Origin of the sequence: Paenibacillus paridis (assembly GCF_006345825.1) — a bacterium.
GTDB lineage: Bacteria > Bacillota > Bacilli > Paenibacillales > Paenibacillaceae > Pristimantibacillus > Pristimantibacillus paridis.
Window position 1 is genome coordinate 37,314 of record NZ_VCIX01000071.1, and the last position, 13,818, is coordinate 51,131.

General features: G+C 49.5%; 9 protein-coding genes. 2 read left to right on the top strand and 7 right to left on the bottom strand.

Annotated features, from left to right (window positions below):
- Positions 1–7: 7 nt before the first annotated feature.
- From FJQ58_RS04900 to FJQ58_RS04925, 6 genes are all read right to left on the bottom strand, one after another.
- Complete coding sequence (locus tag FJQ58_RS04900) at positions 8–1,123, bottom strand: peptidylprolyl isomerase (protein ID WP_162341312.1); 1,116 nt, start codon at positions 1,121–1,123, stop codon at positions 8–10.
- 948 nt (positions 1,124–2,071) lie between these two features.
- Positions 2,072–3,529: an ABC transporter substrate-binding protein gene (locus FJQ58_RS04905; protein WP_139991316.1), complete on the bottom strand. Its 1,458-nt coding sequence runs from the start codon at positions 3,527–3,529 to the stop codon at positions 2,072–2,074.
- A 147-nt stretch (positions 3,530–3,676) separates the two neighbouring features.
- Entirely contained in the window at positions 3,677–4,561 is an 885-nt protein-coding gene (locus tag FJQ58_RS04910; protein ID WP_162341314.1) for a carbohydrate ABC transporter permease, read from the bottom strand.
- Between the two features lie 14 nt (positions 4,562–4,575).
- The gene (locus FJQ58_RS04915; protein ID WP_202915213.1) at positions 4,576–5,508 is read right to left on the bottom strand and encodes a carbohydrate ABC transporter permease; all 933 of its coding nucleotides are present in this window, start codon (positions 5,506–5,508) and stop codon (positions 4,576–4,578) included.
- 188 nt (positions 5,509–5,696) lie between these two features.
- Entirely contained in the window at positions 5,697–8,327 is a 2,631-nt protein-coding gene (locus tag FJQ58_RS04920) for a glycoside hydrolase family 2 protein (protein WP_139991318.1), read from the bottom strand.
- A gap of 22 nt (positions 8,328–8,349) precedes the next feature.
- On the bottom strand, positions 8,350–9,378 hold the full coding sequence (locus FJQ58_RS04925) for a serine hydrolase domain-containing protein (RefSeq protein ID WP_139991319.1): 1,029 nt from the start codon (positions 9,376–9,378) through the stop codon (positions 8,350–8,352).
- Positions 9,379–9,572: 194 nt separating this feature from the next.
- On the opposite strand from FJQ58_RS04925, the gene FJQ58_RS04930 reads away from it, so the two are divergent.
- On the top strand, positions 9,573–10,829 hold the full coding sequence (locus tag FJQ58_RS04930) for a response regulator transcription factor (RefSeq protein ID WP_162341316.1): 1,257 nt from the start codon (positions 9,573–9,575) through the stop codon (positions 10,827–10,829).
- Positions 10,810–12,597, top strand: a complete 1,788-nt coding sequence (locus tag FJQ58_RS04935; RefSeq protein ID WP_139991321.1) for a sensor histidine kinase — start codon at positions 10,810–10,812, stop codon at positions 12,595–12,597. The genes FJQ58_RS04930 and FJQ58_RS04935 overlap by 20 nt, the downstream gene beginning before the upstream one ends.
- Here FJQ58_RS04935 and FJQ58_RS04940 read toward each other — a convergent pair.
- The gene (locus FJQ58_RS04940) at positions 12,585–13,565 is read right to left on the bottom strand and encodes a cache domain-containing protein (protein WP_139991322.1); all 981 of its coding nucleotides are present in this window, start codon (positions 13,563–13,565) and stop codon (positions 12,585–12,587) included. The two genes, FJQ58_RS04935 and FJQ58_RS04940, sit on opposite strands and share 13 nt — an antisense overlap.
- Positions 13,566–13,818 lie beyond the last annotated feature (253 nt).

The following is a 13,818-nucleotide window of genomic DNA, read 5'->3' on the forward strand; positions in this document are numbered from 1 at the left end:
TGCGCTTCTACTGGCCTAGCCAAGCGAGGGCCGCTTTTTCTGCAGACTTGCCGTTCCACACCACGACTGCCTCTTCCTGCGCCTGCTCTACCGTTTGCTTAAATTGATCCGATCGCAATTGGCTTGCGATGGCGTCCTTTGCTTCTTCATAGGGCAGTATCAAATTATCCCCCCGTGAGATGCAATAGAGGAGATGAAGCGCATCATTTTCTTCGAAAATATCGCCAAGCTGACCGGTTTGCAGCTTCTCTGCGCTTTGCAGCACAGCAGGATTCTCTAACGCAGCGGTTCGGCGGGTGGCCTTCGTGACGCTCGCGTCCAGCACTTCGATGCCCAGGCCGCTGGCGGCTTCGTCAAAAGCGGCCGGATCGGCAGCTTTATCCCTCAACTTCTGCATTATGCCAAGCGCCTCGTTCTTGTCGGTAAGCGGTGTGCCTTCTCCGTAAGAAAGTGCTGCCCATTTAAGCTTGATTTCCCCCGCTTGCGTATATTTAGCTTGCTTGTTCGCTTCATATTCGCGCTTGATTTGCTCCTCCGAAATGGAGAGGCTGCCGCTCTTTTGCAGCGCTTCAGTTGTGGCGATTTCGAGATTGCTCATGTAATAGCTGAAGTAAGACGCCAGCTCAAAGGATGTTGTGCCATAAACGACTTCACCCGCTGCAACGGCATTTCTTCGCCTGGCGTTCTCGGCTTCCATCCCGCTAAGGAGTGACTCATAGCTTGTATCCGCAGCAATTCCAACCTTCTCGGCTAACTGCTGCAGTACTTTGGCCTTAATCAGCCTGGACCTCGCTTCCTCCACCAGCATTCGAAGCGGCGTTTCGCCGGAGAAGGAGTCTGTCCAAAAGCGGTCGCTGTAATCAGCGGCGTAAACTTGCTTGAAATGATCAGCCACGAGCGCTTTGCTCATATCCAGATATAAACCAAATTCGGCTGCCGAAACACGCTGGCCATTCACGACAATGAAATCAGCGGCCGTGCCCGTTTTCTTCTGCATTGCTCCAGATAATAGCAGACTCGCCGTAAGCGCTATCAATATGAAAATAAACAAGGCCAGCTTTCTTTTCCCACGCCGACGCTGCTCTTTATGCTTAACCGTTGCCTCATCCTGCCACTTCCTCATGTCCATCCTCCTTCCCAAGCGTACCCCAACCAAAATGCCTCCATAATGCTGCCCCAGAGCCATTTAGATCTAAAAAGTAGACCTATTTCTCCCAAACTAGCTACATTTCTCATAATAGGTCTAAAAACTAGATCTATCCCAGCCTTAACCCACCCAATTGCCGCTAAAACGCCACTCCAGAACCATTTAGATCTAAAAAGTAGACCTATTTCTCCCAAACTAGCTGCTTTGCTCGAAATAGGTCTAAAAAATAGATCTATCCCAGCCTTAACCCACCCAATTGCCGCTAAAACGCCACTCCAGAGCCAATTAGATCTAAAAAGTAGACCTATTTCTCCCAAACTGGCTGCTTTGCTCGAAATAGGTCTAAAAACTAGATCTATCTTAGTCTCTACCCACCCAGTTGCCGCTAAAACGCCATTCCAGAGCCATTTAGATCTAAAAAGTAGACCTATTTCTCCCAAACTAGCTGCATTTCTCATAATAGGTCTAAAAACTAGATCTATCCCAGCCTTTACCTACCAAATTGCCGCTAAAACGCCACTCCAGAGCCATTTAGATCTAAAAAATAGATCTATTTCTCCCAAACTGGCTACTTTACTCGAAATAGGTCTAAAAAGTAGACCTACCCCACTTAATTAGTTAGTTTCGAAGAAAGTCACGTTAGGCGGGATACAAATGACCTTATTGAGCATGGAGTTAGCCCAGAAGTTAACTCAGTCCAGTTAGAAATTCCAGTCAGGAATGCTCTTATCGGATAAGAAACCATACATAAAAATAAAAAGTCACCAAAAGGTGACTAGGGACGTGGCGTCCCCCTGCTAGACCTTTTTCAATAAGGAAAGAGCGATCTTGTTAAAGAAAAGGCTGCCCTTCAGCATCGAACACCTACTTTCAGGACAGCCGCTTTTGATCCTAGTCCAACCTTCATTTCATTTGCAGCAAAACTTATTGCACTTTATCCAGGTAATCCTTCTGGAAGTCAGCCGCTGCTTTCTCCAGCAATTGAGCCGGATCAGCGTTTTTGTTCGTTAGTACCGCTTGGATAACAACGTCCAGCGTTTTGTAAAGCTCTTGCGCATTGACTGGTACCTCCGGGCGCAAGCCTGCGGAACCATTATTCATGTAGTCATCGAACATCGCCATGTTTACGTTAGTGTATTTGTCGAGAATCGCTTGCTCAGCATTGATACGCTCCTCGTTCACCCATACGCGAAGGCCATGCGGACCTACAATTAGGTTTTGCTCATTAGCCGTTTTGGATTGTGTTTCTAGCCCATTCAGTGCTTCTTCTGATGTTTGCGGTGAGAAGCCTCTCACATCCAGCCATTTGAATGCGGAATCCAATTGGTCAGGCGTCGCATCAGGTGCGAACATGTAAAGTCCTCCGCCAAGCAGCGTCGCGTTTCCTTTTGGTCCTGTCGGAAGCGCCGACATCGCCAGGTTATCCTTAGGCATCTTCAGGTTTTGAACGATTGCGTTGCCCCAGTCCGAAATACCGAAGCTCATCGCTACTTGCTCCGTTCCGAACATTTGGAACAAATCCGTGCCTACATCAACAAGATTATTCGCTGGCAGCACATCGTATTTCCATTTCAGGTCCTTCACGTATTGGAGAGCAGCAGCCGCTTCCGGCGTGTTGAACACAGCTTTCCACTTGCCATCAACCTGCTCTTCAAATTCCGCGCCGTAAGCCCAGGCGATGTTCATGAACATCCAGCCGCCTTGGTTGTTTTTCGTCGGGAAGAAGAAGCCGGACTTGCCTGTTTTCTCTTTAATCGTTTGAGCCGTTACCGCAAGCTCCTCGTAGGTTTTCGGGAACTTCGGCACGCCTTGATCATCCAGAAGGCCCGCTTGCTTAAACAGGTTCACGTTGTACATCAAGCCCATAACGTAGCCGTCTTTTGGAATGCCGTAATATTTGCCGTCTTTTTGGACGAGCTTAAGCAGCTCAGGGTTAATCGACTTATCAAACTCGTTTTTGGTCATGATATCCGTAATATCAGCGGCGTAGTTCGCCTTGATAATTTTGTCCGCTTCAGTAAAGAACGTCTCATACACGGTAGGAAGCTCACCGCTTGCCGCTTTCGGCAGGAACGAGCTTACATCGTAGCCCCACTCGTCTTTATCCACCGTAATGAATGGATATTTCTCTTTCATCTTGTTAAGGTATTCTTCATACATCGCTACCTGAGCTTCTTCGTTAGGCTTCGGCCAGTTGCTGACTTTTATGGTCGTAGGCTTATCGCCAGCTGGCTCTTCGGTCGCTGTGTTCGTTCCGCCACTGTTCGTTGCGGTCGGCTCCACATTGTTATTGCTGTTTTTGCCGCAGCCTGAAATAACAAGAGCAAGCACGCACAACATCATGCAGGCAAGCTGCCAAGTGTTTCTTTTTTTCAAATTCATTGGTAATCCCCCAGCTTTCGATTTGGAATGATGATTATGAAATTCTTGAAGCGCTTTCTTTTTGCCGGCAACTAAATGCTATCACACTCGTGATTGCATTCAGTAGGGCACAATTCTGCGAAACGGTTTAATATACTGCGCTATTCCTTAGCCTTTGATGCTTCCCGCAATCGAATACCCTTGCATAATATAGCGCTGGAATACTAGGAACAACAGCACCGGAGGCACGATCGCATACGTCAGTCCAATGAACTGGATATCCGCGGGCAGCGTGGCTTTCAGGTTATAGATGGCGACGATTACGGTCCATTGCGATTGATCCTTCAAGATCATATAAGGCCAGAAGAAATCATTCCATACCCCATTAATCGTCAAAATCGAGATCGTAATCAGCACCGGAATGCTGAGCGGCAAAATAATGCGCAGGAAGATGCCAAGCTTCGTCGCGCCGTCGATATGCGCAGATTCGACCAGCGAGGCCGGAATCGTATCGAAAAAGTTTTTGAAAATAAGGATAACGACCGGATTAACCGCGGCCAAAAACCATAAAGGCCAATACGTATTCGTAAAATTAATATGGAACAACGGAAAGTCTACGATGTTTCCGAACAGCGGAACAATGCCGACTGTGCTCGGCAAGAGAACCGTCCACAAAATCAACAGGAAGAAAAATGCGCTTCCCTTAGGCTTCAGCTTGGAGAAGAAGTAACCCGCCAAGCCGTTAAAGAACACGGTAAACGCAAGCGTACCGATCGTCACATAGAAGGTATTGATATAATAACGCATAAACTTGAACTCGTTCCACGTTTCCCACAGCTTCTCGATATGGAAGGTCCGCGGAATAATCGTCGGCGGAATTTCATAGAACTCTTTCACATCCTTGAAGCTGGACAGAATGACCCATACCGGTGGCAATATGCAAACGAGTGAAATAATGATCATAATCGTAAAGAACAGCCAATAAATAAGTTTAACCCGCGGTAGCTTATATTCCAAATCTCCGATAATGCCTGATGTTTTAGCCGCTTTCATGTGCTCACTCCTTGCTACATGTCCCATTTTTTCTGTAATTTGAAATAATACACGGTCATCACCATCAAAATTATAAACGTAATCACTCCGAGTGCTACCGAGTGCCCTGCTTCAAAGTAACGGAACGCATAGAAATAGCTTTGCAGCTGCAAGGTCATCGATGCGTTGTTCGGTCCGCCTTCTGTCAGCACGAGCGGTTCGTTGAAAATTTGGAATACGCCGCTTACTTGCAAAATTAATGTTAAACCGATAAGTGGGGCAATCTGCGGAAGCGTAATGTTCCAAAATTTGCGCCAAATGCCCGCTCCATCAATCGAAGCGGCTTCATACAGCTCATTGTTGACGCCTTGCAAGCTCGCTAGGAACAGCAGCGTAGTTGCTCCGAAGCTTCTCCAAGTAATCGTCAATACGATCGTAATGATCGTCATGTTCGGATCTTGGAGCCACCCCTGCGGATGGATGCCGATGAAGCCAATGATTTTATTGACCAAGCCATTCTCGCTCGGTTCAAAGAGGAACATCCACAGCAAGGATGCTGCAATTCCCGGAATCATGCTCGGAAAGAAAGAAGCAAACCGGAAGAAAGAGCTCCAATGCCTCATTTCGTTAATCATCACCGCAACAAAAATAGGGATGACAAATCCGATGACAAGGGACCAAAAAACGTACATAAACGTATTAATCAAGGTTTGCTGGAATACCGAGTTGGTAATGACATCGATATAGTTTTGGAATCCGATAAAGGATTCTGCTTTAAAGCCCTTCGTCTTAAAAAAGGACAACCAGATCCCGGACAATAAAGGCTGCCATGAGAAAAAGAAGAAAAATAGCAGCGTTGGAATAATAAGAAGCCACGAGGACCATTCCTTCATCCAATACAGTAAGAACGTCGTTTTCTTCTGTTTGGGTGTGTACGTGGGCGTGGGTGTACCTGCGTTTGCGCTCATGTTGGTATCCTTTCCTGTTGATGTATTTATTTAAAATGATAACGCTTCCCTGCTCAGAGCAACATCCTTCAACCCTGCGAAATGGTTTGTCATGGCATGAAAAAAACCTCTGCGAAGCAGCCATCGGCTGCTTTTTTCGCAAAGGCTCATTTCACCTCACGGTCAGATCGCATAAACAACGATTCGAATTACGAAACAGGAAACACAAGGTTAGGGAATGAACGGAGCAGCAGCACGGGACGCACGGCCGAAGAAGCGCCTACAGCCGTATCTTCCTTCAAAAACCCGCCGCCGGCTTTCTCCAAGCATCGGATCGCTACCTTTCTCGTCTCGCCCGGAAACAGCGTGAAGTATTGGTCATCGCTTTCCAGCCAGAAGCCGTTCGTTTGCTCCTCCAGATGAACATGAAGCGCAACTTCCTCTCCGGTATTTGTAATGCTCGCTTCATTCTCCAGCATGCCTTCCTGCGCTGAAGGCTGCCATTCCTGCAATAAATCCACCGCTAGCTTGGCCTGGTTCAGCGAAAGCGCAGCCTGATAAAGCGGCCCCTCGCTTGCCGAGAACACGTAGGGATGGCTTTGCCCGCTGCCAAGCTCCGAACGGTAAGTCAACCGTATAAAAAGCAAACCATTAGCCGTTGAAGGAGCACTGAATTTCAGCTGTCCCACGCATAGCGCGGTATCTTCTGCCGTTACGCCAATAAGCTCGGCTTGATGATGAACAGCGCCAGTGGAATCAAGTACCTGGGCAGTCACTTCTACGCTTAAGCCGGCCTGATGGGCATGAACATAGATATCCGATTGAACAGCTTCGCCAGCTACCGCATTAAGCTTTCGATAATCCAGAGAAACATGCACGGGAGCAAATGCCTGCTTTGCCCAATAATAAGCCATTTTTGTTTCGCCAAAATAGTCAATAAGATTCGTGCAGGAAACATTCGGCCAAGGCTCATTTAACTGCCAGATAATGCTGCCGCTGTTCCTGAACTTACGGCGCCGGTTGGCCTCTAGAATAAAGCGCAGACCTTCTGCCTGCACCCATTGGCTGCTTTCGGAGAAGATAGCCAAATTCTCCATCGTTCCAAATAAGGCTTCGTCACGCGAGAGCGTATCCCACCATTCCCCATGATGACGCCATACCATGCTGTCCTGCATGGAGACGGGCGTCCTGTGCGTCTCGCTCAAAAACTTACGTAGGCTCTTCACTCTGCTCACGCCGTCGACGCCAAACTCGCTATGAAATAAATTGTCGTTCTCGCCGTACAAGCGGTAATGCTCCGGATTGTTCATATATTTCCAATGGCCGTGCACATCATGCCCGAGACCTTTCTCATCGGTAATATATTCGACGGGCCCGGATGCCGAGGTTGGAAGAAACAGTCTGTGAGGATCTAGCTGCCTTACCAGCTCCTTCAGCATTGCAAGGTTCTCATCGCTATCATTCGAAGGCTTGTTGGGCGCGCTCATCAGCTCATTGCCGCCGCTCCAGACGGTCAGCGACACATGGTTTCGCCGATCCGCCAGCGCCGCTCTCGCTGTCTGCTCCAGCAAAGCCAGAAACTCCGGCCGCTTGGACGGTATATTGTCTACGCCGGAGCTCGACTGAATAAACTCCTGCCAGACCATAATGCCGTTTGCGTCGCAAAGCTCGTAGAAGGCTGTTTTTTCAATGACGCCTCCGCCCCAGATACGCACCATATTCATATTGCCCTGCCGCATAAGCCGAACCATCCAGCCGTATTGCTCGTCCGTAACATTCCCGTACAGATGATCGAGCGGAGTCATATTGACGCCGCGAATATAGATCCGCTTGTTGTTGATAACAACCGTATACGGCAGAGCGTCATCCGGACTTTCGTCGTTCTGGGCATAGCTAAGCTTGCGAAGTCCCGTTTTGTACGTTTTCTCGTCATATTCCGTACCGTCTGCCGTGTGCAAGACGACCTTCACCTGATAGAGCGGCTGGCTTCCATAGCCGTTGGGATACCAAAGCTCAGGCTCGCCAATCCGCAGCTCAACCTCTGCCTGACCACCCTCAAGGCGGCTTGCAGATTGGCTTGCGACAAGTCGGCCTTCTGGATCGAAGCAGCTAACACTGACGAGCAGATGTTCACCTTCCCCTTCGGCGGCTGCGCGTTCCAACACGCTCGCCTTCAGCCCAATAATGCCCACTGCTTCCTTGGCAGAACCGGAATTCAGACCCTCAATATCCGTATGCAAATAAACCTCGCCCAAGCTGTGGGCTTGCTGAACACGGAGAACGACTTCATCCCATATGCCAATATTGACTAGGCGCGTCGAGAAATCCCATTTGTAGTTAAAGCGGCTTTTCTGCGTAAACGTCTCTGACGTTTTCCCGATTTGCGCCATTTCGTCCGGCGCATGCCGAAGCAGCACTGACAGCTCCACGCGCTCGTTCTGCTTCAGCAGCTCAGTCATGTCATAAACCGCCTCGTGAAACATGCCTTTATGCTCCCCGAGCAGTACTTGATTGGCATAGATGGCCGCTTCGTAATCCAGCCCCTTGAACACAAGCTCGACGCGTTCGCCCCGATCATTCGGCCGTTCAATGGTTGTTTTATACATCCACCAACGGTTCTCGACCCACTCACAGTGCGTGCTATTCAAATCTGTGTACGGATGTGTAATCAAGCCCGCACGGTACAAGTCATAATGGACGCCGCCGGGGACGGTGGCAGGCAGCCAATCGGTCACCCCCATCAGCTCCTGCCCCAGCTCCATGCTCGTTCCCTTAATCGGAACCCACGGCCAGAAGCCCTTCACCTTCCAGTTCAATGATTCGAGTCTAATTTCATGCATGTAAAATGCTCCTTCGCTACGCTTATTTATGTTCTGACAAGCTGCCAATCGCTATATTCCAAAGCCTGCGGTAGTTTGACCAATCGGCATGAAGCTTTTGACTGGCTGTAACCAGCACTCCGGCGAATGAAATCGACGGGTCAAGCACCAGCATGCATCCGCTAAATCCAGGATGGCCCATAGCGAAAGGCGACAGCAGGTCGCCAAAGCAGCCATAGAGGTCCTGCTCCCCCTTCACCCACATGGTCGGCGTCTTGTTGAAGCGTCCTTGCGATACCTCCGAATTCATTAGCCTTGCGGCAGCCGGAGAAAAGACCTGCTTCTCCCCGTACTGACCGCCCGAGATCAGCATGACAGCAAAGCGGAGCAGATCCGAAGCAGTGGAATACAGCCCGCTATCGCCGGTAACTGCCAACCCCTCCAGTTCCTTAACGGGACCCGCGTTTATGCCGTCATAAGGCAGCGTATACGTACCCGGTGTCCAGCCGCTGATCTCAAAGGTGGTGTCTGTCATGCCAAGCGGCTGAAAAAGATACTTATGGCCAAGCTGCTCCAGACTCATTCCGCTGGCTTCCTCTGCAATCTCCATCAGAACCGTGTAGCCCTGCGTATAGTACTCCGCTCGCTGGTCGGCAGCTGTCGTCGCGGGATGGTTATAGATTTTTGCTTTAAATGGCTCCAGCTGCTCAGGAACCGGCCAAGAGAGACCCTCCGGCGGAGCAAAGCCCGCGGTATGAAGCATCAGTTGCCGGATCGTATGCGGATACCGATAGGCCGGAATAAAGGCTGACACCTTGTCATCCAGTGATAGCTGCCCTTTCTCTGCCAGCTTGACCACTAGCGAAGCGGTAATGATTTTGGTAACCGAGCCTATATTAAAGGGAGTATTCGGCTGCACGGCAATAGCCGCGCCTGTAGATGAACGAACGCTGCCCTTATGGGCCTCGTACGTATTGCCTTCGTAATAAAGTGCCAAGGAATAACTATCGGTTATCCCGTTTTGAATGAGCGCGTCCAGATGCTGGACGATTGCCTTCGGGCATTCCAACACGCTGCTTCCACCCCGTTTTCATTAGAATCATTTCTCTTGCTCATGGTAGCATAGGCCAAAGAGGCGCAAGTAGGTTGCTATCCTGCGAAAGAGTGGAGTATTCTGTCGGAACCTTCCATCGCGCTGACGGATGGCACCCGTTATACTATAATGAATAGGATCGACAACAATAGGTTATGGGGGAGTCGGACACCATGTTGAAAGCGCTTATCGTCGATGACGAATACCTGGTTAGGACCGGCATTCGCGAGACCATCGAATGGGCCGAATACGGCGTAGAGATTGTTGGGGACGCCAGCAACGGCTTGGAAGGACTTGAGCTCGCTCTGCTCCACCAGCCTGATGTCATTGTTACAGACGTACGTATGCCGTATATGAACGGCTTGGAGTTTTTGGAGAAAATTAAAGAACATAACCTGCAGTGCGGCGTAATCGTGCTCAGCGGATACGATGAATTTCAATATGCGCAGGAGGCGCTGCGCCACGGGGCGGCGAGCTATCTGCTCAAGCCGGTTAATATTGAGGAATTGGCGGAAACCGTTCAGCAGATCGGCCGTCAAACGTTGGAGAAAAAAACGAGCAGTATGCAGTTTCAAAAATATAAGCAAGAAGAAAATGCGATCTCCTCGCAATTTTGGCTGGACTTATTCTTTGGCCGGCTCGCCGACCCCGCCTTGATTCAAGAGAAGTACGATTGGCTCCACATTGCGATACCGCCGGAAAACAAGCTGATCGTTGCGGTCGTCTCTATTGTGCCGGACTCGGTCACCGCCCAGGATTACGATGACAAGGCCAAATGGACCTCCATCGAGGAGCGACTCAAGCATTACCTGCAAGAGTATACTATTTCGGCCATCTCCATGATAAGAAGCGCAACGACCGAATGGACCTTGATTGCTACAACCCATCAGCCGCTCGCCGATTTTGTAGCCGTCATGTATTCTTTTGGTTACGCTGTCATCAAAGCGGCCGAGGAGACGGCTGGCTTCCGGGTAACGGTAGGTTTTGCGGAAGCGTGTGACCGGTATGCAGGCATTCATGCGGCCTTTGTCAAATCGCGCGAGGCTGCTCGCAAGTCTATCTCGGGTCTTGGCGGCGTGCTGTTCGAGTCGGAGGACGAGCGTTCGGGTTCCCGACGCGAGGTGCGGGACGCGCTCGCCTATATCCGGCTTCATTATGCCGATAACATCACAGCCGATATGGTCGCTGACAAAGTACATGTCAGCTCCACCCATCTCATGCATTTGTTCCGGAAGGATCTCAACAAAACCTTCTATGAATGCCTGACGGAATACCGCATTGATGAAGCCAAGCGGCTGCTGCGCTATTCCTCTTACCGTGTGTATGAGGTAGGCTTGCAGGTTGGGTTCGGGGATTCCAAATATTTCAGCCAAATTTTCCGCAAAATGACCGGAATGTCGCCGAGCGAATATGCCAAACATCATCAATAAGCAGGATCGCAGCGACAAGTCGTCCTCTATTTTGCGAAAATTTAAGATTCGAACCCGAATCGTATTCGTCATCGTTGCCGGATTAGCTCTGCACCTGACGCTCATGCTGGGCGTGTTCAACATTTACGCGCACACCTATCTCAAAAACAATCTGTACAACCATATCGGCAATATCCAGAAGGAAATCGGCCTGAGCCTGGAGCTGATCGTGGATGACATCCAAATGCTCTCGCTTCGTTTCCTGGTTAATACCGATATCTATCGGATCATTGGCGATGCTTCGCTGGCGGAGGACGAGAAGAAAACAAAGGTTCGCTCGCTCATGGAAGGCATCGTCGCCAAAAACGAGCTGATTGGCGATGTTGTCATCATTACGAGCGAAGGCACCCGCTACCGTTACGTCGCGGATACGGAAATTTTCGAGGACCCTGATGATTTGCTCATTTCCAATATCGAGCAATCGACGCTGCCCGTCGTTGGCAAGGTGAAGCATGACGCCGAAGGGAAAGCCTATATTGTGTTCGGGCAAAAATACCGCAATTTCAATACCGGGCAAAGCATTGGCATCATTTTGGTTTACGTGCGAGAATCCTCGCTGTTTAATTTGTATAAGCCTGCCTTTGAAGGCATGGGCTATTCCTATATCGCCTCGGCGAATAACGAGGTCATCTCGCATCCGGATAAACGTGTCGTCGGCAACACCCTTCTGGAATCCGACGCGTTTCATCCCGCCGACAAGGCGGGTTATCGCAACGTATCCTCCGGCCACGATAATTATGTGCTAAGCACTTATCCGCTGAGCGAGCGCCTCAACCGATTCGGCGTAAGCTGGAAACTGGTTTCCGTCGTGTCACGCCCGCAGTTATTCGGTGCTATTAATGAAGGAAACCGAAATGCGCTGTTTTTCGCCTTGCTGGCGTTCATCGGCCTGTTCATTCTATCCTTCTACCTGGCATCCAAAATTACGGAGCCCGTATTTAATTTGACAAGAAAGCTGAGCAACATCGGCAAATCAGGCCTGCAGCTGATGAATGACCGAAAAAAACCGAGCGACGAAATCAGCGAGCTGGAAAACAGCTATTACTCAATGATCGACCGGATCAATAACCTCATTCATGAGAACAACGAGGAGAAGGAGAAGCAGCGGGTTATGGAGCTCACTGCGCTGCAATCGCAAATCAATCCTCACTTCCTGTACAACACGCTGGATGCAATTACGTGGACGGCAAGACTGAAGAAGCAGCCGGAGATCGAGCGCATGATTTCCGCTTTGGCGACGTTTTTCCGAATCAGCCTTCATAAAGGGGATAAGCATATCCCTATCGAGGAGGAAATCCGGCTCGTGCAAAGCTTCGTGACCGTGGAGCTGATGCGCTTTCCGGACAAATATGACGTGACCTACGATATCCCGGAGCCGCTGCGGAAAATTCGGATTCTAAAGCTGATTCTTCAGCCACTGGTGGAAAATGCCATCAAGCACGGCATGAGCGAGAAGCAGGGAAAAGGTCTGGTCGAGGTAAAAAGCTGGCGGGACGAGGCTTATCTTTATTTTGAAGTCAAGGATGACGGGGTTGGCTTTAAGAGCCATGCCAACGTTCAAAGCACGGACAAAAACATCTTATTTCAAAGCGGGTATGGCCTAAGAAACGTGGACGAGCGCATTAAGCTCGAATATGGCGCAGAATCGGGTTTAAGCATTACAAGCGAACCCGGCAAAGGCACAACGGCCCTGATCCGAATTCGCTTGCGTGCGGATTATATCTCGTGATGCCTGCGCATTTTTTTGTACAAATCCTTTAACGGCGCAAGTATGCTCCGGGATAACCGCTGGATTAAGACAAAAAACAAAGCCAATATGAAAATGCCGACTCCGATTAGCGTATTTCTTAGCAATCGGAGTTCGCTTTTGATGGGCTCCCCCGATATGAGAATGCCCATCCGATCCTCCGAGTGATACAAGCGGTACAGCAGCACGATCCCCTGGTCCGTCCGATTAATGGTCATTTCCTGATCGGGCAGCGTCTCATGCAGGCTCCCCTCCATCCACTGATCCGGCTCCTGCTGCAATCCATTAGCGTCGACAACCGACTGGTCATGCGTCAAGATAAACGTCGGATACCCTCCATAAAGCTCGGGATCATCCGTATGATAAAAGCTGTTCATTTTTTTCAGATCCACGGTCATCAGCAGCAAACCCACGCTTAGCCCATGCTTATCTATAATTTTGGCCGTATAAACAAGCCTTCTGCGCGGATCGGAATTTTTGTAAACAAGAGAGCTTGGCGACTGAATCATCCACTCCGAGGTCAGGTCAGAGCCCAGAAACTTCGCATATTCGGTTACCTGCTTGATTTCATGGAACGGACGGATCGCAGAGACGTTGCTTGATGCGTAGACGCTTCCGCTATTGCCGTATAGAACCATGTCCAAAATATAGAGGTTCGATGAAATCATCCCGTCCAAAATAGGCGGGATCGTATTATCGTAATCGCTGCTCGACAAGGATTCATGGACAACCGTATTGTTCGTAACCAGGCTAGCCATTTCCTCCATCCACTTCATGAACAGTTGGGCGTTTTTGTGCTGCTGGCCCGTATATTGAAGGGAAAGCTGGCGCTGCATTTCCGAGCTTCTGTTCTCGATCGTTCGGAATACAAGGATACTGGACAATACGACATACAATAGAATGACTGATAATAATATGATTTTCATCTTCTTATCCAGTGATCGGAACAACCCCATCCCTCTTTTCCCTGCTGCCTTGTTGTTGTCTATCCCTATTGTACCGCAACTGTCATTTAAGCGCTTTCTTTTATCGCCTGTCGATATTACCATGGAAGGCGTGCGATAGACACCCCGCTAACCTGCGAAATGGTTTGTTAAAGCATGATTTTCCCTACATTATATAAGTTGAACTGAAGTTTCTCGTTTTGGTCGCTGCGCGAGTAAATCATTCTTACGATCGCGGTTCCAGCTAGATTCTTGATTT

Bases quoted from the DNA above. Each gene is read 5' to 3' on its own strand.
- FJQ58_RS04900 (WP_162341312.1), bottom strand. From the start codon at position 1,123: ATGAGGAAGTGGCAGGATGAGGCAACGGTTAAGCATAAAGAGCAGCGT.
- FJQ58_RS04920 (WP_139991318.1), bottom strand. From the start codon at position 8,327: ATGCATGAAATTAGACTCGAATCATTGAACTGGAAGGTGAAGGGCTTC.
- FJQ58_RS04930 (WP_162341316.1), top strand. From the start codon at position 9,573: ATGTTGAAAGCGCTTATCGTCGATGACGAATACCTGGTTAGGACCGGC.
- FJQ58_RS04910 (WP_162341314.1), bottom strand. From the start codon at position 4,561: ATGAAAGCGGCTAAAACATCAGGCATTATCGGAGATTTGGAATATAAG.
- FJQ58_RS04935 (WP_139991321.1), top strand. From the start codon at position 10,810: ATGCCAAACATCATCAATAAGCAGGATCGCAGCGACAAGTCGTCCTCT.
- FJQ58_RS04915 (WP_202915213.1), bottom strand. From the start codon at position 5,508: ATGAGCGCAAACGCAGGTACACCCACGCCCACGTACACACCCAAACAG.
- FJQ58_RS04905 (WP_139991316.1), bottom strand. From the start codon at position 3,529: ATGAATTTGAAAAAAAGAAACACTTGGCAGCTTGCCTGCATGATGTTG.